Genomic DNA, 22,625 nt, shown 5'->3' on the forward strand with positions numbered 1-22,625 from the left:
GCGTCCAGCGCGACTGTGGCTATGCCGAAGCGCTGGAACGGTAGCCGACGCGGAATCCGCCCCAGTGTTTTCCGGCCACATAAATCGGTACCGACAAATCGTGCATGACTTCGCCGGTGTCGCGTTTGTAGGTCTGCAGCAAAAATGGTTTGGTATTGGCGCCGCAACGGCTGCCGGTGCGGTCATTAAAGATGCGCTTGGTGCGGTTGTTGACCAGATCGGTTTCGTAGTCCCCGGTCAGCGGCCGGGAAAACTTCTTGTTATGGGTGGGGAAGTAGCCATTGTTGTCCACCGCGCCGGCGTAGGCAAGTTGCGGCATGTTGGCCAGTATCTTTTCCTGCAGTTCGGGCAGGACGCGGTCGGTAAATGCGTCGAATTTGGTCGAGTGCTTGGGCGGATTGGTATTCCGGATCGGCGTGTAGCTGCGGTCAAACAAGGCCCCTTCGCTGATGCGCCCACTGGCGATCGCTTCGGTAAATAACTGGCTGACTGCTTTAGCGCCAGCTGCGGCCACTGCATGGTTGGCGTCGTGGGAGGTGGTCGCGTTGAATCCGGTGATGGCGCTGAACATGGCTTCGGCCCGTTCCATGAGCGCCATCGCAGCGCTGGCGGCTAGTGGCAACTCTGCTTCGGTGGCCAGCAGGCCGTCGCGTATGATCACAATGGCATCTGCAATCGACTGGGAAGTCTGGACATGGTCGCGGGAGGCGGCGGCAATCTGCTGGATTTCGGTCTGGGATTCTCCGGAGGCGCGTTCAATCTCGCTCAGAAATGTATGCACCCGCTCCACATTGTGCGCAGCCTCGGTCACCTTGGCGGTCAGCGCCTGCATGCCGGTGGCGGCATGTTCAGCTTGATCATTGATCTCGCGCACCATCACCCCGATGTCGTCGGTGGCTTCTTTGGTGCGTTGCGCCAATTGCCGGACTTCGCCTGCCACCACGGCAAAGCCGCGGCCGTGTTCGCCGGCGCGGGCCGCTTCAATCGCCGCATTGAGCGCCAGCAGGTTGGTGCGGGCCGCGATTTCGTTGATGACTTCGGTAATGCCGTGAATCCGGCGTGACTTGTCCTGTAATGCCGTCATGGTGCTCAGTGCAGTTTGCGCATCTAGTCGGGCATTGTTAATCTGAACCAAGCCCTGATCTACTTCGGTTCGCCCCGCCATGCTCTGGCTGCGCACATCGGTGGCAACTTTCGACGCCTGTTCTGCATTGGCGGCGATTTGCTTGGTCATGCTGGCATTGTGTGCGGAACTGACGGCAATATCTTCGGTGGTGCGCACATCCAGATCGATTTTTTTCTTTACCGAATCGACAAAGTAGGAAGTCTCGGCCGAACCGATCATGATGAAATCGAGTTCATGGCTGATCAGGTCGGCGAGTTGGGGTTCGTTGGCATTGTTGGGCTTACCCAGCAGCAAAACCAGCAAGCCGCCGGCTGTTGCCAGTGCACTCAATAGTACTGGGCTAATCGCAGCGCCAATCAGCCCGTTGCCCAAAGCCGCCAGCGCGGCGCTTACTGCTACTACGAGAATGCCCAGAAATAGGGGGCGAAGTAACTTGTTTTGCAACACCTTGTCTCCTTGTCCAAATATTTTGATCGCTTTGCGTATTAATATTGCCGGCAAAAGCACCGTGTCGATGCAATATTTGTGCCTGATGGCAACATTTTTTGATCAATGGATCGTGCACCGATTAGATTACATCAAGCTTACATAGTCAAAGAGTAGACACTGGCCTGGCCGGATTCAGCATTGCACTGAATCCTGTTCGCATGCGCGCACAATTGCCAATCCAGTGCATAGCGCACCACGCGGCTGCGCGTGGTGCGGCCGGATAGATTTACTCCGGCAACGCGATTTTGTTGTCAACGCTGTACTGGTAGTCGAGGAAAATGTGTTCCGCGCTGAGTCCCAGGTAACTACCATCTTCCAGACGGCGCGTGGTGTCTTTCAGGCGATAGGTATATTGCCCGCAAGTCCAGCAGTTGTAATTGCGCATGTGGGTGCATAGGCAAGTCTTGTCCATTACCGAAATGGCCTTGTCGTTCGGATGCGCTTCCACTTCGCGGTTGTAGGCGGTGATGTAGGCGCAGTTGCCGTTACCGTCTAGCAGGTAGCCATAGGATTCGCAATTCGGGCGGATGCCGGAGCCAATCGCCGGTGTGTTCTTGAGCATGCGCATCGGGTAACCGGTCGGCGAGATCGTGTTGACGATAATGTCTTCCTCGCTGGCCTTGAAATATTCCTGCTTGTCTTTGGCTGGCAGGCCGCATTCATTGGCTACCGTAAAGCGGGTTGCTACTTGCACTCCAACTGCGCCATTTTCGAGGAAGGAAACGGCGTCGCTGCCGGTAAAAATACCGCCGGCGGCGATCAGCGGGATATCCAGTTGTTCCGTTTTGAGAAATTGCACAATCTCGGCCATGATCGTGGCCAGATCGTACTGCGCCCAATCCATGCCAAAGCCGAGATGTCCACCCGCCAGTGGGCCTTCGACCACCACATAATCCGGCAAGCGATTCAGCTTGGCGTTCTTGCGCAGGAAAATCTGCAGCGCGCGCACCGATGACACGATGATGCCCAGTCTGGCATCGCGAAAGCGCGGATGATCTGCGATCAGCCCGAACGAGCCCAGGTGCAGACCGGCGCTCAGGGTGATGCCGTCGATTCCTGCATCCAGTGCCGACGCCAGGCGCACCCGCAGCGTTTCGCGCGGCGCGTTCATGGTCAGCTTTTCCATGCAGTTGACCCAGATTTCGCCGCCGCCACGCTTGGCTTGCATGGTATTGCCGACATGCAGCTTGGTGGCTTCCGCCAGATGGCCGAGGTCGAAATGGATGTTGGTCTTGTCCGAATTGTTGATGTTGTACTTGTACAGCCGGGTTTTATCCTTGACGAAGCTGGTGTCAAAGCGCCGATCTGAAACCTCGTTGACCATCGCGTCCGAAATGTGGCCGACACCGCCCAGACGCGCTGCTTCCAGCGCTAGCGCTGCAGTCGAAATATCCACGCCCATGCCGCCGATAATGAGTGGCACCAGCTCTTTTTTGCCGAATTTCAGTCGGAAATCATCAACACGTTTCATCATAATCCTTGGGCTACTTGATTGTTCACAGGCTTTTTTTGCATTCTTCTGTACTGCGCTTCGCGATTTTTGCCTAAAAATGCGGCAGCCGATAGTCTATCAGCGTCGGCCCATGATGACCAATGACGGTCAAATTAGGACGCGCCGTATCGCTTATGGCGATTCCATCGGCGTGTAGTGCCGCCGTCCATTTACTGAACAGCAATTCTTTCGGAGCAGTCTGATGACATGTGGCGTCGGGTTTGATGCCGGATTTGGCGCGGAGGGCTATTTCAGGCCCAGTTTGGCGCGCGTGGCATCGATTAGCGCGGTATCGTACGGATACAGGTTCTCGATAAAAAACAGTTCGGTGCCGGCCGGGTCTTCCAGGCACATCGTCAGCATCAGCGGGCCATCGTCTTCCACGCCCAGGAAATCCTTGCCCCAGCGATTTTGCCGATGCGTGCGCAATACTTCCCACCCCAGTTTTGCCAGAGGCGCAGCTACACCGGCCGCCAGGGCTTCGTGCTGCCATTCATCCCAAAAGAATTTTTTTGCTGCTTGATCGTCCATCAGTAAGTGTTCCTCAGTGAATAGTTATTTCATTTCTAAATCAAACGTGCACTTTGTCGGCTTCGCCAGTCGTACCTGCTGTACTTGCGTACTGTTTGCGCTTCGCCTTCGCGTTCACGATTGATTTAGAAACGGAATTAGGCCGCCATTTTACTCTTGAAACCGTTCCGCAATTACTTCCCGTCGCGCAGACGCTGCAGCAGGGTTTCAACGCTGTCGTTCATCGGCGCGCCTTGCTGGCGCAGCAGTTGGATGTGCAGCACCAGATTTTCCAGCACCAGTTTGGCGGCCACCGCCAGCAGGGCCAGATGACGGTCTTCGTGGCTAAAATCATTCATCGCCGCCGTCATCTCGCACAAATGGTTGGCGACCAGCGCGCGCAGCGCCGCTTCTTCAAACGGCAGGTCGGCGAAGTCGATCGGATCTTCCAACTCGACTTCCTGGATCAGCGCTTCCAGTTGCTGCGGAGTAATCGGCATTGCTGGCATGGTTTGGCTCCTCTTGAGAAGATAACCATATTTTAGATCAGGACCGACTTACAGCCTTGCAGCCGCAGTAAGCGGGTAGTCCCGCGCTCCAGCTTGCGCATTAAAAAACATGGGGTATATGCTTAAACAGGCATATTTGCGCATATTACAATTGCGCATATTAAAAATACATAATGATGTATGTGCTGAATTGATGCGCTGCGCCGTTAGCCACGACTCATCTCGCCAGCCTGAACAGAGGAATGAGCCCGAACCACAGCACATAGATGAGGGACGCCACCATGAGCCCGTCGATGCGGCCCGGCGGTTTTTTCGATTCAATGCGCTGGTGCAGCAACCACGCCAGCAAAACCGCGTGCGGAATAACCACGTAAGCGATGCCGGAGTAGGCGCCATGCGCCAGATTCAGCATTTGCCATAGCAGCGAGAGGCCGGCTGCCAGAAGTGTGAGGATGCTCGCCAGTATCAGCGTCCCGCGTTGTCCCAGACGTACCGCCAAGGTGCGTTTGCCGGCGGCTGCGTCCGCTTCCATGTCCGGAATGCCGGAAAGTGTGATGGATGGCAGGATCGCCAGAAAAAGAGGCGCGCTCAGAAGCCACGGCAGCGTGTCGTTCCAGGCTCCGCCCAGCAGCACGTAACCACCCAGGATCGCACCGAAACTGTGGGTGATGCCCACGTCCAGTTCGCCCAACCCGCGATAGCAGAGTTTGAACGGAGGCGCGGTATAACCGAGTGCCAGAATTGTCATCACGCCCAGCACCGATATCACGGCGAACGTGTTTGCAGGCGTCATGGACAAGAGATACAGCAGGTATGTCGCGCTGGCCAGAAGCGCTATCAGCGCCACGGCGATGCCGATTCTGACCTCGCGCGGACTCAGCAATCCTTCCACCAGCACCCGGGAGCCGCCGGTGAATGTGCTGAAGAAGCGATTGTTTCGGTCGCTTTGGAAATCCACCACTTCGTTGATCAATACGGTGGCTACTTCCAGTAGAAATAGACAGAGGTAGCCGAGCCAGAACAGAGGATTTGCGAATACGCCGTCGGCGGGGAATGCCGCCAGCGCGCCGGTCGTGTAGGCAATCCAGGTCATCGGATAGAACTGCAAGCGCAAGCTTTTGAGCCAGGCGCCGGTTTTGTGCCGAAGCTGCTCCGCCGGGGTTATCCGGCCTCGCTCCAGTCGTCGTCCCTGATCGCGGGCGCGTTCCAGCCATTTCTGGCGTTGCTGAAGGTCGGCGTCTTTTACCGAGCCGCAAACCAGAGAACGCACTGGGCGCACGCCGCAAAAACCCAGAGTCGCCCGTTCCATGGCATTTCTGCCAGGTTGCCGGTAAATAAGACTATGAATCAGCGGCGGCGTGTCCATGGTGGTGATCAACTGCGCCGATCTGCCGTTGAGCAATCCCTGATATCCGGTGCCGCCCTCGCAGGTTTTGAACGAGAAATCCGGCGTCAGCACCCGGTCCAGAAATCCCTTGAGCAGCGCCGGCATGGTTCCCCACCAAGTCGGATAGACGAACACCAGGTGCTCGGCCCACAAGATCAGCTCCCGGGCTTTTCGGATGTCGTCTTCAAAGTCCTGTTGGTTGGGAGAAACGGTATGCACGTCGGGGTCGAAATCCAGCGCTGCCAGATCCAGCCGGCGCACCTCGGCGCCGGCTTCCCGGGCGCCTGTGCCATAGGCGTCGGCCAGCGCCCCGCAAAGGCTGTCGGTGCGCGGGTGTCCGAGAATGATGAGTACATTCATGGTTTATTCAGGCTGAATTATGTTTCGATATGAGGCTGCAGAATATTGTGCGCCACTGGCGAAAACAAACCTCATGCAATTATCAAGGATGCTTAATTCAGACGTTCGACTCAGGCGTTCAACAATACTACCAGCGCTCCCGAGCCGCCGTCCGATGCCTTGGTCTGGCAAAAGGCGATGACTTCTTGCTTTTGCACCAGCCAGTTGCGTACTTTTTGTTTCAGCACCGGTTCCTTGTTGATGGAGCCGAGTCCCTTGCCATGAATGATGCGCACGCAGCGCAGGCCGCTGCGGCTGGCGTGGCGCAAGAATGCGCCCAGCGCGTCGCGCGCTGCGTCGCGGCGCAAGCCGTGCAGATCGAGTTGATCCTGGATGGTCCAATGGCCCTTGCGTAATTTGCGCACCACGTCGGCGCTGACGCCGCTACGGGTATAGCTGAGGCTATCGTCGGTATCGAGCAGTGTTTCGGCGTCGAAATCATCCGATAGCGACTCTTGCAACGCGGCTTTCTCGTCCGCCAGGTGATGGCGGGCAACCGGTTGCGGCCGTACCGGCGTGACAGCTACCCGCTCAGGCACCGCCAGCGGCGCGACTTTGCCGATGCTGCGGCGAAACAGGTCGGCCTCCAGCTGCGCCGCTTGTTCGCGTCGTAGCCGCTGCGCATCCGTCGCTGCGCGCGCCTCTTGCTGCGCTTTCAGATTGGCGCGCAACTTACCGAGGTCGGCGAAGTTCTTGAGTGAGGCTGGCATGGCGCTGTGGGTAAATAAATGGGACGGGAAATGTTGATTGCGCAGAGTACAAATTGCGCACCCTGCGCATGCACGGAGTTAGTTTTCCAAATAACGCTGCGCATCGAGTGCGGCCATGCAGCCGGTGCCGGCGCTGGTAATTGCCTGACGGTAAATGCTGTCCTGGACGTCGCCGGCGGCGAATACGCCCGGCACGCTGGTTGCCGTAGCCATCCCCTGCAGTCCGGTTCTGGTCTGGATATAACCGCTTTTCATCTCAAGCTGACCTTCGAAGATGGCGGTATTCGGTTTGTGGCCGATCGCAATGAAAACGCCGTGCAGCGTGATGGGCGTAATGCTGCCATCGATCATCGATTTGAGGTTCATGCCGGTGACGCCCGAGGCATCGCCGGTCACTTCATCGAGCGTATGGTTGTACTTGAGCTCGATTTTGCCTTCGGCCACTTTTGCCATCAGGTGATCGATCAGGATCGCTTCGGCGCGGAACTTGTCGCGGCGGTGCACCAGGGTGACCTTGCTGGCGATGTTGGACAGGTAGATCGCTTCTTCGACTGCGGTATTGCCGCCGCCGATGACGGCGACTTCCTTGCCGCGGTAAAAGAAGCCGTCGCAGGTGGCGCAGGCGGATACGCCTTTGCCCATGAACGTTTCTTCCGATGCCAAGCCGAGATATTGCGCCGAGGCGCCGGTGGCAATGATCAGCGCGTCGCAGGTGTATTCGCCCTGGTCGCCGATCAAACGAATCGGCTTTTCGCTCAACTTTGTGGTGTGAATATGGTCAAAAATAATCTCGGTGTTAAAACGTTCGGCATGTTGCTGGAAGCGCTGCATCAGTTCCGGCCCCTGCACGCCCAACGGGTCTGCTGGCCAGTTATCGACGTCGGTGGTGGTCATCAATTGGCCGCCTTGCTCGATGCCGGTGATCAGCACTGGGTTCAGATTGGCGCGGGCGGCATACACCGCAGCCGAATAACCGGCTGGGCCGGAGCCGAGAATCAGTACATGTGCGTGTTTGGGTGTGGACATGAGATCTTTACCTAAAAAGAGAGGGGGCAGGGAGGCGTGGTGCGTAGGATGTTTACAATTATATTATGCTGCCATGCAGCATAATATCAAGGGCGGGGCGAGTAGAAACGAGTAGGAAACGCGTAGGAAGTTAGTGCTGCGCCCGAAAACTGGTTAAGATTATAGACCAAGCACCAAACCGCCCTGTTTCGCGGATGCGCATCCATCCTGCCACTTATTTGCCACTTATTTGCTATTTACTTGCTTTTTAGAACGATGCTGATACCTGCACTATGACCAGAACAAGCCAAACCTATACCCGTACTCCCAAGCCACCGGTAGCGCCTTTGCCGAGCCGTCTGGCGCGCCTGTTGTTCGAAGCGCGCTGGATTGCGTTTTGCGTATTAACCGCTTACATGATCCTGATACTGGCCAGCTACGCTCAGGTTGATCCCGGCTGGTCGCATGCCAATGCGGTGCCGGCCTTGCATAATCTGGGCGGCAGCACCGGCGCCTGGATCGCCGATCTGCTGCTGTTTATCTTTGGATTTTCGGCCTGGTGGTGGTGTGTCTTGATGTTGTGCGAAGTCTGGCGCGGCTATCGGCGCTTGACGCACAAGTTTTTGCTGCCGGTCGCGAGCCAGCCCGAACCGGCGCACCGCTACGAGGGATGGATACGCGCCACCGGCTTTGCGCTGATGCTTGCGGGTAGCGTCGGGCTTGAACACGCGCGTTTGTATACTCTGCCGGTGCAACTGCCGCGCACGCCTGGCGGGGTGCTGGGTGATCTGATCGGCAGTACCGCGCACAGCGCATTGGGATTTACCGGCGCCACCTTGCTGCTATTGCTGTTGTTCGGACTCGGTTTCAGCCTGTTTTTCCGGGTCTCCTGGCTGGCTGTTGCGGAGCGGGTCGGGGCGACGCTTGAAAGCGCCTTCAAATGGACGAAATACGCCTATTGGGCCCGGCAAGACCGCAAGCTGGGACAGGTGGCTGCAGTCAAGCGCGAAGAAATCGTAGTCCATGAGCGCGCCAAAATCGTCGAAGCGCCACCGGTCAGAATCGAGCCGCAAATAATTGCAGTGCCCAAATCGGAGCGGGCCGAAAAGGAGCGGCAAGTGGCGCTGTTCAGCGATCTGCAGAGTGGCAGCTTGCCGCCGCTGTCGCTGCTGGACGAAGCGCCGCCGGCGAAGGAAACCGTCAGCGTCGAGACGCTCGAGTTCACCAGCCGCCTGATTGAGAAAAAACTGTCGGATTTCGGCGTGATCGCCAAGGTGGTGGCCGCCTATCCGGGCCCGGTCGTGACCCGTTACGAGATCGAACCCGCCACCGGCGTCAAGGGCAGTCAGGTGGTCGGGCTGGCGCGCGATATCGCCCGCTCGCTGTCGCTGACTTCGATCCGGGTGGTCGAAACCATCCCCGGCAAGACTTACATGGCGCTGGAGCTGCCGAACCCGAAGCGCCAGATCGTGCGCCTGACCGAGATCCTGAGTTCGAAGGTCTACAGCGACAGCGTTTCCAGCCTGACCATTGCGCTGGGCAAGGATATCGCCGGCCTGCCGGTGGTTGCCGATCTGGCCAAAATGCCGCATCTGCTGGTGGCCGGCACCACCGGTTCCGGCAAATCGGTCGGGATCAACGCCACCATCCTGTCGCTGCTGTACAAATCCGATCCGAACGACGTGCGGATGATCCTGATCGACCCGAAAATGCTCGAACTGTCGATCTACGAAGGCATCCCGCATCTGCTGGCTCCGGTGGTGACAGACATGCGCCAGGCCGCGCACGCGTTGAACTGGGCGGTGGCCGAAATGGAGCGCCGCTACAAGCTGATGTCCAAGCTCGGCGTGCGCAATCTGGCCGGCTATAACACCAAGATTGCCGAAGCCGCCAAGCGCGAAGAGCACATTCCGAATCCGTTCAGCCTGACGCCCGACGCTCCCGAACCGCTGGAAAAGCTGCCGACCATCGTCATCATCATCGACGAGCTGGCCGATTTGCTGATGGTGGTCGGCAAGAAGGTCGAGGAATTGATCGCCCGCATCGCCCAGAAAGCGCGTGCCGCCGGCCTGCATCTGATCCTGGCCACGCAGCGGCCGTCGGTGGACGTGATTACCGGCCTGATCAAGGCCAACATCCCGACCCGCATCGCGTTTCAGGTCAGCAGCAAGATCGACTCGCGCACGATTCTGGACCAGATGGGCGCGGAAGCGCTGCTCGGCATGGGCGATATGCTGTACATGCCGCCCGGCACCGGGTTGCCGGTGCGGGTGCATGGCGCTTTCGTCTCCGACGAGGAAGTGCATCGCGTGGTCGAGCACCTGAAAGCGCTGGGGGAACCTAATTACATCGAGGGCATCCTGGAAGGCGGCGTGCTGGAGGAGGGCGCTGATGGCGCGTTCGGCGAAGCGGGTGCCGGCGGCACTGAATCCGATGTGTTGTACGACCAAGCGGTCGCCATCGTGCTGAAAAACCGCCGTGCCTCGATCTCGCTGGTGCAACGACATTTACGCATTGGTTACAATCGCGCCGCCCGTTTACTGGAACAAATGGAGCAAACTGGCATCGTATCTACCATGCAATCCAACGGTAACCGTGAAATTCTGGTGCCGGCAGGAAACAATGCAGAATAAGGAAAAAAATGACAACGCAAACCATCCATCAATATAGCAATCCCACTCCATATACGCATCAGCAAGCCACCCAAAAGGAATGCCGGTCACGTACATTCGCCAGGCTGTTGGCCATCACCATGCTGGCGTTTGCGCCAATCATTGCCGACGCCGCCGCGCTGGACCAGTTCAGATCCTTTGTCGCCAGCACCAAAGCCGCCAAAGGCGAGTTCACCCAGCGCCAGGTCAAGATGACGGACGGCACCGCCAAGGTATCGAACGTTTCCAGCGGCAGCTTCAGCTTCGCCCGCCCCGGCAAATTCATCTGGACCTACCAGAAACCTTACGAGCAATTGCTGCAAGCCGATGGCGACAAGCTCTACATTTTCGACAAAGACCTGAACCAGGTCACCGTCAAAAAACTCGGCGACGCGCTCGCCTCCAGTCCCGCCGCCATCCTGTTCGGCAGCAATGACCTGGAAAAGAATTTCAAGCTCAAAGATGCCGGCACCAAAGACGGCATGGAATGGCTGGACGCCACGCCCAAATCCAAGGACAGCACTTTCGAGCACATCGGCATCGGCCTGCGCAACGGCGTGCCGCAAGCAATGGAACTGCGCGACGCCTTCGGCCAGGTGTCGTTGCTGACATTCAAGAATTTCGAGAAAAATCCGGTGCTTCCCGCCAACGGCTTCAAGTTCGTGGTGCCCAAGGGTGCGGACGTGTTCAATAACTAACGCTGTGTTTTAAAATTATTGAAGCCATTTCGTAACTGTTCAGCCTGTTACCGATAGCCACTCTCTTCCTCCCGGACTCTCTCCCATAAGTGGGAGAAAGAATTCAAACGGTCGTACTCTGGCCGGTTGAGCAGTGACGCCCTTTTAATTACCGATGCAGTATTCGCTTTTTTTCGGCGCGAGTATGCATCCGGTCGCGCCAGTTTTTCTGAGCGATGAACAGAAATCGAAATTGAATAAGCGATATGAATCTTAATACCTTGCGCAAACATCCCTACTCGCCGGGGCGCAACCTGACGGTGCTGTTAGGCATCCTGCTGGCAGTGAACGTTCTTTCTGTCCTTCTGTGGAGAAACGATCCGCTGGTAGCGGAAGAGAATCACGCCATTGAATTGGCGGAGTCCGTCTTTCTATTGCTTGCGTGTTTCATGCATGGCGAACGGGCATTCCATTTGAAAATGTCTGCGCTGAATTTCCATATCCATGCAGGGCTTGCCTTGCTGACGTATTCCTTTGCATTACGGGAACTCGATATTGATCAATTCGGCAGTGCAGAAATATGGCCGCTGATCGAGCGTGTTCTCAGACTTGCCGGCGTGGCGTTGTGGGTGGTATTTTTTATTATTCTGATGCCGCGCATCAAGCAAATTTTTTCTCGCCGGTCAGCGATTCTTGTGCTGCCTGTCATGCTTCTGACACTATGGGGCGGCTTGTTCTACATCGCGTCCTGGCCTTTCGATAAAGAACTATTTTCTGCGCTGCCGCACGATTATTCGAGATTTATTGAAGAAGTGCTGGAGCTCAATGCCGGCATCATCCTTTTCGCAGCATCGCTCGCCGATTCCTCGCTGCAAAGCCCGGCGAGCAATGTCTGAACCGCAAGCCCAGCCAGATTCTTCAGAAAGTCATGCCCGCAAACCGACTCTTGTGATCCAGAGAAAATGGCGTGCCATGCTGCCGCTTACCGCAATAAATTGTTGGGAGTATGCCGATAAATTGCGCATATTCCGCAGTATCTAATTGCGTATTAAAAAAATACAGCACACAGTACATTGCCCTGTAACGCTCCGGCTATGGTGCGGCGAGAGAACGCGAAAGATCCACTTATCTATCCACTTAGCTGCTGCTTGATACCGCTCTGTGTGAACTATTTGCCGTTATGCGCCACCAACTCCGGGTGAACGTCAGCAATCAATAAGCAATCAGGGAGAGAAAAGAAAAATGGAAGTGGCAATTCAAAAAGGTGCCGACAGACACGACCAATTAACAACAACGCGCGATCCGAAGGGCGCAGCCGCGAGGGAAATCTTGTGGGACTATGCGCGCGGCATCGGAATCCTGCTGGTTGTGTATGGTCACGTTTTAAGAGGGCTGAATTCCGCCGAAATGGTGCCCGATGATCACTGGATAATGGCGTCCGACTATGTCATTTATACCTTTCATATGCCGCTATTCTTCCTACTGGCCGGGATGAACGCTGGCAAAGGGTTGGCTCGGGGCGGCTTCTTGCACAGCAAGCTGATGACGATCCTCTATCCCTATTTCTTATGGTCCCTGATACAAGGATTGGTTCAGGTAATCATGTCGGGCAGCACCAATATTCCGTTCCACCTTTCAGACTTGGCGGCAGCCATTGTTTGGAAACCGCTCGGGCAGTTCTGGTTTCTGTACGCGTTATTCTTGTGCCATATCTTCGTTTTCTGCACTACCGCCAACCGGCTGCGGCTCACCCTGTTTGCGCTGGCGGCCTATGTTGTGGGCATCAACTTCCAGTGGGGTATCCTGTCGCAGTCGCTGCAGTTCTTCCTCTTCTACGCAGTCGGGCTGTTGGCGGCGCAACATCTGAAGACAATCGTTGATCGGCTGGCGAATCCTGCCGGCATCGCCGCCACTTTCATAGGCATGGGGGTCTGTATCTATGCGGCCAGGCAGGTCGGCGCTTACTCCGATCCTTGGGCATTGCCTGCCGCCTTCCTCGGCATGCTTTTGGTGCTCCAGGTATCTGCAGTATTGGCGCGTTCGAACCGGATGCGGATGATCGAACTGTTAGGTCTCGCGTCGATGCCGATATATCTGATGCATATCCTGGCTGCCAGTGGCGCGCGTATCGTTTTGTCGAAGTTCGGGATTACCGACATGTATCTGCATCTCGGGATCGGCTTTTCACTGGGGGTCTTGTTCCCGCTGGCGGTCTACTACTGCATTTATCTGCTCAAAAAGGAGAAATTCGCCGGCTTTACCCGAGGGGCCGCCGCCTTCAATAAATTCCGGCAAGCCTAAATGCAATGCGTTGCTAACCGGTCTTTTTTTCCGCTATTTGCTGGTCCAGCCTCGCTACTAAATCCCCGGATGCATCTGCGAATTTTCTGGCAAATAGCATTTCGCCCGCGCCATAGGCATCGTCCGGCGCGAACGATGATGTGGCCTGAAACATAGCCAGATGCTGCTCCGTGATAGTTGCGGGACTTGCCCCGCCGGCGCGCCAGTCGGTATAGGTCAGGTTGCGGACCATGCTGGGTTTGAAATGGGAATTGCCGAGGATGGTTTGAAACAACGTCTCATCAGGGCAGATTGTGTTCTTAAAGAAGCCTGCTGTTTGCGCCTGCCGCGTGACAAAGTCCAGAATATAGTCGCAGGCATCGCGCGAAAGCGCCCACCAGGTGGAACCTGCGTAGGGAGCAAGATCGCCAAGATAGGCCTTGTAGTCGCGCGTATGCGGCGCAACGCCCGCCATCATCAGCACTTTTCGTATCGCCCTGCTTATCAGCGGGTCTCCGGGGCGCAGCTTATAGGTGGTCAGCCGGGACAGTGATTTCCCCGCTGCTTCCGAGGGCATGGCAACCAGATTCATGAATTCCTGGTGCGGATGACTCTCAAAGAATCGCTCTATGGACGCAGCCGGGCGCAGCGGATAATCGGCGCCGCTGAGAAGCACGAAACGGTCAAAGCGGCATCGGTCCGCGACAGCGCTTCGCAGCAGAATGAGCATGGCCTCGACTTGTGAGAAATCGCCCCAGAAGACAGGAACACGCTCTTGCGTTAAGTGGATGTTCTGCCCCTTTATGCGCAGAAAAGGTTCGACATTGGATTTCTGGTCGATGTGTATGAAGAAACTGGACGAGTCAGAGGACAACGCGGTTATCAGTCGCTGCAGATGCTCTGGATTGTTGTGAGCGAGTACTAGGTATGCGATCTTCATGGAGTTATACGGTTGCCGGATAACGTGGGAAGTCACTGGCAATTCTGGTTGTGACAATTGTACAAACCTTAACATGGTTTTTTTCGGAGCTCCGGGTGCTTCAAGCCATGCCAGCCGACAGTGCTCCCCGTCAAGATAGATTTTTTCGGTGCTCAAGCTATACTAAAAGCAGAACATTCGCTCTCGATAGGAGACAAATCATGGTCAAAGTCGCGTTATTCGTGCGTCTGGAAGCAAAACCCGGCAAGGAGCAGGAAGTGGAGAATTTACTCCTGAGCGGGCTTCCTCTGGTACAGGCAGAACCGGCCACCACTGCCTGGTTTGGCATCCGCCTGGGGCCTTCCACGTTTGGAATCTTTGATGCTTTCCCGGACGAAGCGGGGCGGCAGGCGCATCTTTCGGGCCAACTCGCAGCGGCCCTGATGGCAAAGGCGTCCGAGCTTTTCGCCAGCCCTCCGTCGATCGAAAAGGTTGACGTCCTTGCAGTAAAGCTACCCGCTTAACAGGTTATTAAGCAGGTTATAAGTATAAGCAGCAAGCCCATAAGCGAGCCTTGGGTTCGACTCGACCTCTGTGCCTTCACAACCGGGCAGAGTTGCGCTTAGGCGTTCGGCGTTTTCAATCCGCATCCTGAAAATCTATCGAAAAGGCGTTCCAAATATGGCGACCAAAACCACCAAAACCACCAAACTACACGCCCAAACACGCGACCAAACCGACGACGAAGCCCAGATTCAGCAACTCATCGCAGACCAGGCAAGCGCCATCTGCGCCAAAGACCTCGACCGCATCATGGCCCACTACGCCACAGAAACCATCGTCTTCGATGTGAAACCGCCGTTCCAAACCAGAGGTGCAGATGCCTGGCGCCGGATTTGGGAGGCGTGCCTGCCTTACTTCCCGGCCTCCTTCGGCACCGAAACGCGGGACCTCAGCATCATCGTCAGCGGCGACCTGGCGTTAGCCCACTGGCTCTGGCGCTTCAAAGGGAAAAAGGACCATCCGGCGCTGCAGACCTGGATGCGCAACACCGCTGGCTACCAGCGGATTGAGGGCAGATGGCAGATCGTGCATGAGCATTGCTCGGTCCCTTTCAATCCGGAAACCTCGAAAGCCGTATTCGCTCTCGAACCATAGCAAGCGCTGAAACGTCCAATCGGTGCCGCAACACTGTTTAGTGAAAAAATATGTGCAGCGGAAACGGCAGGCAAAATCGGGCGTTATGCGCGTGCAAAGGAGTCCAAAAATGAAACCACGAATCACCGTTATTACAATCGGCGTTGATGACTTGGAACAGTCGCTGCGGTTTTACCGCGATGGCCTCGGGTTCCCGACCCAGGGCATTATCGGCACAGAGTTTGCGCACGGCGCGGTGGCATTCTTCGATTTGCAAGCGGGTTTGAAACTGGCGCTTTGGCCCCGAAAAAGCATTGCGCACGACGCCGGCGTTCCTTTAAGTCTGCCAAGTCAGACCGAATTCACCGTTGGGCACAATGTGTCCTCGAAAGAAGAAGTCGATGCAGTGATGGAACAAGCCAGGAAAGCCGGGGCAACCATCGTGAAACAAGCGCACGCTACTTTTTGGGGCGGTTACGCCGGCTATTTCGAAGACCCCGCCCGTCATTTGTGGGAAATCGTGTGGAACCCGCAGTTCGAGATTCCCGATTGACGCACAACAAATCATTACAGCGGACTAGAAAAAAGCAGTATTTTTTGCCGTCCGCTTATCTCCAGCGTGCGTGCCCAGCATGGCGTGTAACTATGCCGGTGCAAGTCCGGCAACCACATGGCGGACTGAGAAGAACTTTGTGATATTAAATGCGGTGGGTATGCCAATAAACATGGCATTTAACGCACACTTCTATTGCATATTAAAAAAATACAGTTTGCAGTATATATTTTGGCGGCGCGCATCGCGGCGTCCAGAGTTGCCGCCAACTGCAGACCGGCACCTTGCCGACACGCTGGCGTTGCGTGTTCTTTGCGTTTTCACAAACTGACTGCTGCTGCATGGCTTAAGGTTATTTTTGCATGATGTATTGCTAACAAAAATGACTTTGATGCAGGGGGAGCAAAAAACTGTCACATATTCAACACAAGCCGGACACGCTGATCTAAACATCCAGGAGAATGAAAATGTCACTACGAATCAATGATGAAGCGCCAAATTTCACGGCCACCACAACGCACGGCGTACTTAATTTTCATGAATGGATTGGCGATGGCTGGGCGATATTGTTTTCCCACCCGAAGGACTTTACGCCGGTATGCACCACCGAATTGGGCTATATGGCAAAACTGGAGCCTGAGTTCAAGAAACGCAACTGCAAAATTATCGGCTTAAGCGTAGACCCGGTGGAGGATCATGTCCGATGGGCAAAAGATATTGAAGAAACACAAGGTTGCGCTGTCAACTACCCGATGATTGGCGACAGCGACCTGGCGGTAGCAAAGCTTTACAACATGTTGCCTGCCGATGAAGCCGGCACCTCACAGGGCCGAACCGCGGCCACCAACGCCACCGTGCGTTCTGTATTCATCATCGGCCCGGACAAAAAAATCAAGCTGATGCTGACTTATCCAATGACGACCGGGCGTAACTTCGACGAAATTCTGCGTGTGCTGGATTCAATGCAGTTGACTGCCAAACATAAGGTCGCTACGCCGGTCAATTGGAAAAGCGGCGAGGACGTCATCATCGTGCCGTCGGTATCCGACGCCGAGGCAAAGGGCATGTTCTCGGAAGGTTGGAAAACAGTGAAGCCGTATCTGCGCCTAGTTAAGCAACCGCGCTAAAAAGAAATTTCCCACCTTGCAGCCGAGCGGGGCGCGCCATAAGCGGTGCGTCCTGTACCTTGAACGTTAAAGGCGCCGCCGTGATCTTCCGACAGTTGTTCGAGCCCTTATCGAGTACCTATACCTATTTGCTGGGCTGCGAGGAAACCGGGCAAGCGGTCCTGATCGATCCGGTCATCGTGTCGGTCGAGCGCGATCTGGCCGAACTCAGCCGGCTTGGATTGACGCTGGCCTACAGCCTGGACACCCATATCCATGCGGACCACATTACCGCCGCGCTTGAATTGAAGCAAAAAACGGGCAGCAAGATTGCCATGCCGGTGTTCGACCGGCTTCCTTGCGCCGACCTCGGCATCGAGGAAGGAAAACCCTTTCAACTGGGCAGCATCCGGTTGCAACCGCTGCATACGCCGGGCCACACCGACGGACATTTCGCGTATTTGTTGGGCGATCGCGTATTCAGCGGCGATGCACTGTTGATAGACGGCTGTGGCCGCACCGATTTTCAAAACGGCGATGCGGATGCCTTGTACCAGAGCGTGCACCAGAAGCTGTTCGTGTTGCCGGGCGACTGTCTGGTGTATCCGGCGCACGACTACCAGCACCGACGCGTTTCTTCGATTGCGCAGGAAAAGAAGCGCAATCTTCGCCTCGGCGAAGGGCGCACGCTGGCGCAGTTCAAGGACATCATGGCGAATCTGAATTTGCCCTATCCGACTTTCATTGATTTTGCCGTGCCGGGAAATAAGCTGTGCGGCGTTTGCCCGGATCATCTCCCCGGCGATCTTGAGAAATATTGCCGGCATATGACCGACAGTCCGCAGGGATAACGGGCGTCGAATTGCAAGGACATACGGTGAACCATCCATCAGCCATACGAGCATCAGGAGACCGGCGATGACCATCCATCTCGATCACACTATAGTGCCGTCACACAACAAGGTCGCTTCGGCAAAGCTGCTGGCGGAGCTTCTTGGGGTTCCCTGGGCGGAGGAAGCAGGGTTAGGGCTGGGGCCATTTTCTCCTGTCTACGTCAATGATGGGTTGACCCTCGACTTCATCGAAACGGAGGAAACCTTTCCCATCGAACACTACTGCTTCCGCGTCGAACAGGAAGAGTTCAATTCCATTCTTGCGCGCATCAAGGCGGCTGGAATCAAGTATCGCAGCACGGTGCGCGGACCCGTGGACATGCAGATCAACACGCAATTTGGCAACATCTACTGGAACGAGCCCGACGGGCACCAGTGGGAGATTCTGACAGTCAGCTATGCGCGGCCGGCGCGCTAACTCTTAGCGTGAGAGGGGACAGAACACGATTTACTGATATCGAAAACCGTGGCCTGTCCTCTATTAATTCTGGTTCCCGGCACAGGTTGTGACTGGGAAAAATGGCCGCATGTGTAATCTTTCATGATGATGCATACCTTGTTTTTGCTTGCGCACAATGCATCTTATTTTCGACATAGCAATGTGTCCTGTATTTATTTTAGAAAGTTTTATTATGCAAAAAGGAACTGCTTTAATCGTTGGCGTAACCGGTATTTCCGGACACAATCTGGCCCGCGTATTAGTGGCCGAGGGCTGGACCGTGTACGGGTTGGCGCGCCAGCCGGGCAACCAGGATGGCGTGATACCAGTGGCAGCAGATTTGCTTGATTCTGGTTCAGTGCAGAAAGCCTTGGCCGGCTTGCCGATCAGCCACGTATTTTTTTGTACCTGGACCCGCCGCGCCACTGAAAAAGAAAATGTCGAGGCCAACGGCGCCATGATGCGCAACCTGTACGACGGCCTCTCCGGCGCACCGTTGCAGCACGTTGCCTTGGTCACTGGCACCAAACAATATCTGGGTTCATTTGAGAATTACGGCAGCGGAAAAGCGGAGTCTCCGTTCCGCGAAAGCGAACCGCGCCAGCCCGGCGCCAATTTCTATTACACGCTGGAAGACATTCTTTTTGACGCCGCCGAGAAATACCATTTCACATGGAGCGTGCATCGTTCGCACACCATGATCGGTCAGGCCAAAGGCAGCAACGCGATGAACATGGGCGTTACCTTGGCGGTGTATGCCACGCTGTGCAAAGAAACTGGGCAGCCATTTGTATTTCCGGGTTCGCGGGTGCAGTGGGATGGGCTCACCGATCTCACCGATGCCGGGTTGTTAGGCCGCCAAATGGCATGGGCCGCACAGGCGCCGGCAGCGTGCAATCAAGCGTTCAATACAGCCAACGGCGACGTATTTCGCTGGCGCTGGATGTGGGGCCAGATCGCTGCATTCTTCGACCTGGAAGCCGCACCGTATCCGGACCAACCGGCACCTTTAGACGCACGCCTGAAAGACGTGTCGTCTGCGCAATGGACAAAAATTGCCGAGAAATATAACTTGGTGGAAGCTGATGTAAGCAAGCTGGCATCCTGGTGGCATTCCGACGCCGACCTGGGCCGCGAAATAGAATGCCTGAACGACATGACCAAAAGCCGCGATCTGGGTTTCCTTGGCTACCATGACAGTCGCGCCTCCTTTTTCGAATTGTTTACTAGCCTGCGCGCCCAGCGAATCATTCCTTAAGCAGGAGCGTTTTTGTAAGGCCGTAAGCCGCACACCGTAGGGCGTCAATAAGCGCAGCGCATTGCAGGGCGCATATTCGCTTGCAAGCGGATGCCGTTTCACAGGCGTGGGGCAATGCCCCACGCAACCCCTGCTACACCATTGCGCCGCATGGCTACGTCGAATACGGCCAATCAATCGCCCTGCGCACCAAACCAAGCTTGAGTGGATTGCCAAGCGGAATGCAGTTCGCGTCGTTGTCTCGCCTGGCTAGCAACATGCGGCGCAATGCGCTGCGCTTATTGACGCCCTACGGTATGCTAAGTTTTATGATAAATCATGGGGTATGGCAATAAACATGGAATCCGCCGCATTATTTTATTGCTTGTATTAAAAATACAATTGCCAGTATATTTTTCGGCAATGCGCATTGCATTACGCAGTCAGGGCTACGGTAGTGCGATTGATTCCATCTCCGCACATTGACATAATATTTTGTCGCTTTTCCTACTCCGCGTGAAATCAACCCGCCTTTTTGCAACAAATCGGTCAAATCCCGGGTGGATGAGCCGTATTTTGACTATATACGGCTCAGTGCAGTCTAAGCCCTATCGGGCTACATTTTGAATGTGGGTTCTTCATCTTCAGTGGGCTCGTCTGTCAAATGACCCGCCATGGCAGAAAAGAGTCCATTCACGGTCTTGACCAGATAGCTGAGAAATTGCGGATTGTCGAGTGTCTTGCCGATCGTATCGGAATCGATAAAGCGCAGCATTTGGTCCTTGAAGGGTTTGCTGGCCACGATCTCGGGTAGACGGGCAATCGCGCTTTGAAGCAGAGCTGGATAATTCTCAATTTTGTAATCTGCAATTTTCAGTTCGACCAGGGCGGGATTTAACGAGGCACCTTGTTGAACGAGCCAGGCCAGATCCCAGATATCTCGAAATCGGATGGTTTTGGTCGATGCGGGAAACGCAATCATCTTGTCCGCCATGACTTCATCCAAGGACTCCGTATTCACCAGCACAGAGTCATACCCCAGCAGAAAATCGTAATTTGATCGAAGTGGCACCAGCTCGCGTGTGTAGGCCGGGATATTAGCGATTTCAATTTTGATTTTTTGTCGTGGCAAATCGCGCTGCTGTGGCGCCGTCTCGACGCTGATCTGCCATTTATCCACCTTGACGCCTTGGTACTCTGGCGCGAGCGCCATTTCTTTGGGTTCCTTGACCTCCACATTCAAGCCGTACCGTGCGCCGATGTGCTGCTCGATGCAGGATTTGATCTGCTGCATTTTTGCGGACGTAAAGTCCTTGCCGCCGGCGAAATCCAGATCTTCACTCAAGCGGCTGGAACCGCGGCACAGCCGTAGCGAAGTGCCGCCCTGAAAGACGAGGTTTTTGAGCAGGCCTGTTTTGTCCAGTGCATGAAAAATATCGTAATGGAGAATCTCTTTTTCCACTACCGGTTTCATTGCGACGCGGCCCGGTTGTTCCATGGCAAGGGTGACTAGCTCGTTAAAATCCTGCTTGTCCATTACGTGACCTCCTCTTTGATCATCATGTCAGTGTTGCGTCCTGCGCGGACCAAATCCTGTATCGCAGCTTCCCTGGAAGCGATCCGTAGCGGGCGATTTTTCAGGTAGATTGTCCGCCTGATGATTTCTGCCGGCCGGCGTTTAGTGTGTGTGAATTCGATGGTGCCGTAAGGGGTGTCATAGACACCCTTGGCGCCCGTGGTCATGATGGTGATGCGCCGGATCGGAACCTGAGAAATAACACCATATTCAGACAAGATGGATTCCATGCTGATGTAGGAAAAACAAGCGCGGCGCAGCACTACTGCAATATCTTCCACGACATTGCTTTTTTTCGACTTGGCCATCGGATTGAGATAGACACCTTTGGCGACCCGTTCCAAAATGCCATCGGCAACCAGCCGCTGCAGAGATTTTTCGAACGCCTTTTCTTTCTCTTCGGGGAAGAGCTTTTCAAGGTCACCTTTGCTCAGCACAGAAATTCCGCGTCGATCCAAGTCTTGCAATGCTCTGAGAGCTTCAATTTTTTTCATGTTGCCGCCATTACTTGTTTCCTAGCGGTTAGGGTCAATTGCTAATAATTATGTGACCTACGGCTTCAATCTGTCAATAAGTGGTTAAAAACCCTACTTTTTGTTAGGGTTTGTTATCACTAAAATGCACCAATGGCTATTTGATCTCATTCCGTTTTCATGCACATCTATTTCATATGGGTAATAAATGAAAACTGAGCAACATGAATTATTTCGGATCGCAGGCAGGCTTGTTGGATATAAATAGTAGGGGTATGCCGATAAACATGGCATCTCCAGCATGATTTCATTGCTGGTATTGAAAATACAGTCAGCCGTATATTTTCGGCGGTCACGCGTCGCATCCCGCAACGGGCGCGCCAATGCGTACATTTGAGCTGGAATCGGGCGCACCGCAAGCGGCGCATTCGTTAGTGCCGCATTGCAATATCCATATTGTCTGCATCAAAATATTGCTACTATGCAAAATAATAGGCATGACGTCTATCCATCAAAGGTTGAATAAAAACAATGAAATCAATTTCTCTGTTGCTGCTGGTCGTGGTGATTGCGGCAGTCGTTCTGGCTTTCCTTAAAGCAAAGTCGCAAGGCGATTCCGGCAATGAAACGTGGCCTTTTTACGCAAAAAAACCGCTGTCGCAGCCGGAACAGGTCCTCTATTTCCGCCTGATCGACGCGCTGCCGGGACACATCGTCCTGGCGCAGGTGCAGCTGTCGCGCTTGCTGGGCGTCAAAAAAGGCAACAACCACCAATCCTGGCTGAACCGCATCAACCGCATGAGCGCCGATTTTGTCGTCTGCAACAAAGATTCCTCCATCGTCGCCGTAATCGAACTCGATGACGCCTCGCATCAAAAACCGGAGCGCCAGGCAGCCGACGCAAAAAAAGATAAAGCTTTGGCCGCAGCCGGAATCAGGATGATCCGCTGGCAGGTCAAGGCGATTCCCGACCAGTCGGCGATTCAGGCTGCATTGCTGCCCAGCCTGTCCATCAAGCAGGACGCGCTGAAGCGTGCGTCTTAATTCAGACGCCAGG

22 protein-coding genes are annotated in these 22,625 nt (G+C 55.1%); 12 read left to right on the top strand and 10 right to left on the bottom strand.

The genetic code is table 11. The features are described 5' to 3' along the window. Positions 1 to 19: 19 nt before the first annotated feature. The 7 genes from FKCLFG_RS02835 to trxB all read right to left on the bottom strand — a co-directional run bounded on the left by FKCLFG_RS02835 (position 20) and on the right by trxB (position 7,648). Positions 20 to 1,573: a methyl-accepting chemotaxis protein gene (locus tag FKCLFG_RS02835; RefSeq protein WP_472614720.1), complete on the bottom strand. Its 1,554-nt coding sequence runs from the start codon at positions 1,571 to 1,573 to the stop codon at positions 20 to 22. A 268-nt stretch (positions 1,574 to 1,841) separates the two neighbouring features. Next, entirely contained in the window at positions 1,842 to 3,086 is a 1,245-nt protein-coding gene (locus FKCLFG_RS02840) for a nitronate monooxygenase (RefSeq protein ID WP_472614721.1), read from the bottom strand. A gap of 267 nt (positions 3,087 to 3,353) precedes the next feature. Continuing rightward, the gene (locus FKCLFG_RS02845; protein ID WP_472614722.1) at positions 3,354 to 3,638 is read right to left on the bottom strand and encodes a hypothetical protein; all 285 of its coding nucleotides are present in this window, start codon (positions 3,636 to 3,638) and stop codon (positions 3,354 to 3,356) included. 173 nt (positions 3,639 to 3,811) lie between these two features. Next, a complete protein-coding gene (locus FKCLFG_RS02850) occupies positions 3,812 to 4,117 on the bottom strand; it encodes a hypothetical protein (RefSeq protein WP_472615776.1) in 306 nt (101 codons plus the stop codon). Positions 4,118 to 4,343: 226 nt separating this feature from the next. Continuing rightward, complete coding sequence (locus FKCLFG_RS02855) at positions 4,344 to 5,873, bottom strand: NAD(P)H-dependent oxidoreductase (protein WP_472614723.1); 1,530 nt, start codon at positions 5,871 to 5,873, stop codon at positions 4,344 to 4,346. Positions 5,874 to 5,983: 110 nt separating this feature from the next. After that, positions 5,984 to 6,622, bottom strand: a complete 639-nt coding sequence (locus FKCLFG_RS02860) for a Smr/MutS family protein (RefSeq protein ID WP_472614724.1) — start codon at positions 6,620 to 6,622, stop codon at positions 5,984 to 5,986. Positions 6,623 to 6,700: 78 nt separating this feature from the next. After that, positions 6,701 to 7,648, bottom strand: coding sequence for a thioredoxin-disulfide reductase (gene trxB, locus FKCLFG_RS02865; RefSeq protein ID WP_472614726.1), 948 nt, complete (start codon positions 7,646 to 7,648; stop codon positions 6,701 to 6,703). 272 nt (positions 7,649 to 7,920) lie between these two features. Here trxB and FKCLFG_RS02870 point away from each other — a divergent pair, with 272 nt between their 5' ends. From FKCLFG_RS02870 to FKCLFG_RS02885, 4 genes are all read left to right on the top strand, one after another. After that, on the top strand, positions 7,921 to 10,260 hold the full coding sequence (locus FKCLFG_RS02870; protein ID WP_472614727.1) for a DNA translocase FtsK: 2,340 nt from the start codon (positions 7,921 to 7,923) through the stop codon (positions 10,258 to 10,260). A gap of 8 nt (positions 10,261 to 10,268) precedes the next feature. Continuing rightward, entirely contained in the window at positions 10,269 to 10,976 is a 708-nt protein-coding gene (gene lolA / locus FKCLFG_RS02875) for an outer membrane lipoprotein chaperone LolA (protein WP_472614728.1), read from the top strand. Between the two features lie 245 nt (positions 10,977 to 11,221). After that, complete coding sequence (locus FKCLFG_RS02880; RefSeq protein WP_472614729.1) at positions 11,222 to 11,851, top strand: hypothetical protein; 630 nt, start codon at positions 11,222 to 11,224, stop codon at positions 11,849 to 11,851. Positions 11,852 to 12,197: 346 nt separating this feature from the next. Beyond that, positions 12,198 to 13,256, top strand: coding sequence for an acyltransferase family protein (locus FKCLFG_RS02885; RefSeq protein ID WP_472614730.1), 1,059 nt, complete (start codon positions 12,198 to 12,200; stop codon positions 13,254 to 13,256). A 13-nt stretch (positions 13,257 to 13,269) separates the two neighbouring features. Here the strand turns inward: FKCLFG_RS02885 and FKCLFG_RS02890 are convergent, their stop codons facing one another. Beyond that, the gene (locus tag FKCLFG_RS02890) at positions 13,270 to 14,175 is read right to left on the bottom strand and encodes a beta-1,6-N-acetylglucosaminyltransferase (RefSeq protein ID WP_472614731.1); all 906 of its coding nucleotides are present in this window, start codon (positions 14,173 to 14,175) and stop codon (positions 13,270 to 13,272) included. Between the two features lie 200 nt (positions 14,176 to 14,375). Between FKCLFG_RS02890 and FKCLFG_RS02895 the strand changes: the two genes are divergently transcribed. The 7 genes from FKCLFG_RS02895 (at position 14,376) to FKCLFG_RS02925 (ending at position 19,540) form a co-directional block, all read left to right on the top strand. After that, positions 14,376 to 14,678 (top strand): putative quinol monooxygenase, encoded by a 303-nt coding sequence (locus FKCLFG_RS02895; protein WP_472614732.1) that lies wholly within the window; start codon positions 14,376 to 14,378, stop codon positions 14,676 to 14,678. Between the two features lie 157 nt (positions 14,679 to 14,835). Continuing rightward, positions 14,836 to 15,312 (top strand): YybH family protein, encoded by a 477-nt coding sequence (locus tag FKCLFG_RS02900; protein WP_472614733.1) that lies wholly within the window; start codon positions 14,836 to 14,838, stop codon positions 15,310 to 15,312. A gap of 109 nt (positions 15,313 to 15,421) precedes the next feature. Then, positions 15,422 to 15,844, top strand: a complete 423-nt coding sequence (locus tag FKCLFG_RS02905) for a VOC family protein (protein WP_472614734.1) — start codon at positions 15,422 to 15,424, stop codon at positions 15,842 to 15,844. 467 nt (positions 15,845 to 16,311) lie between these two features. Then, a complete protein-coding gene (locus tag FKCLFG_RS02910) occupies positions 16,312 to 16,971 on the top strand; it encodes a peroxiredoxin (RefSeq protein ID WP_472614735.1) in 660 nt (219 codons plus the stop codon). A gap of 80 nt (positions 16,972 to 17,051) precedes the next feature. Next, positions 17,052 to 17,801 carry an MBL fold metallo-hydrolase gene (locus FKCLFG_RS02915; RefSeq protein ID WP_472614736.1) on the top strand — a complete coding sequence of 250 codons (750 nt, stop codon included), beginning with the start codon at positions 17,052 to 17,054 and terminating at the stop codon, positions 17,799 to 17,801. A 67-nt stretch (positions 17,802 to 17,868) separates the two neighbouring features. Beyond that, the gene (locus tag FKCLFG_RS02920) at positions 17,869 to 18,261 is read left to right on the top strand and encodes a VOC family protein (RefSeq protein ID WP_472614737.1); all 393 of its coding nucleotides are present in this window, start codon (positions 17,869 to 17,871) and stop codon (positions 18,259 to 18,261) included. 214 nt (positions 18,262 to 18,475) lie between these two features. After that, the gene (locus FKCLFG_RS02925; protein WP_472614738.1) at positions 18,476 to 19,540 is read left to right on the top strand and encodes an SDR family oxidoreductase; all 1,065 of its coding nucleotides are present in this window, start codon (positions 18,476 to 18,478) and stop codon (positions 19,538 to 19,540) included. A gap of 595 nt (positions 19,541 to 20,135) precedes the next feature. On the opposite strand, the gene FKCLFG_RS02930 is transcribed toward FKCLFG_RS02925, so the two are convergent. After that, positions 20,136 to 21,056: a nucleotidyl transferase AbiEii/AbiGii toxin family protein gene (locus FKCLFG_RS02930; protein WP_472614739.1), complete on the bottom strand. Its 921-nt coding sequence runs from the start codon at positions 21,054 to 21,056 to the stop codon at positions 20,136 to 20,138. After that, positions 21,056 to 21,589: a type IV toxin-antitoxin system AbiEi family antitoxin gene (abiEi, locus tag FKCLFG_RS02935; RefSeq protein WP_472614740.1), complete on the bottom strand. Its 534-nt coding sequence runs from the start codon at positions 21,587 to 21,589 to the stop codon at positions 21,056 to 21,058. Before abiEi ends, FKCLFG_RS02930 begins: the two co-directional genes overlap by 1 nt. Before the next feature lie 510 nt (positions 21,590 to 22,099). On the opposite strand from abiEi, the gene FKCLFG_RS02940 reads away from it, so the two are divergent. Beyond that, positions 22,100 to 22,612 (top strand): DUF2726 domain-containing protein, encoded by a 513-nt coding sequence (locus tag FKCLFG_RS02940; protein WP_472614741.1) that lies wholly within the window; start codon positions 22,100 to 22,102, stop codon positions 22,610 to 22,612. Positions 22,613 to 22,625 lie beyond the last annotated feature (13 nt).

This window comes from Gelidimonas denitrificans (assembly GCF_055694065.1).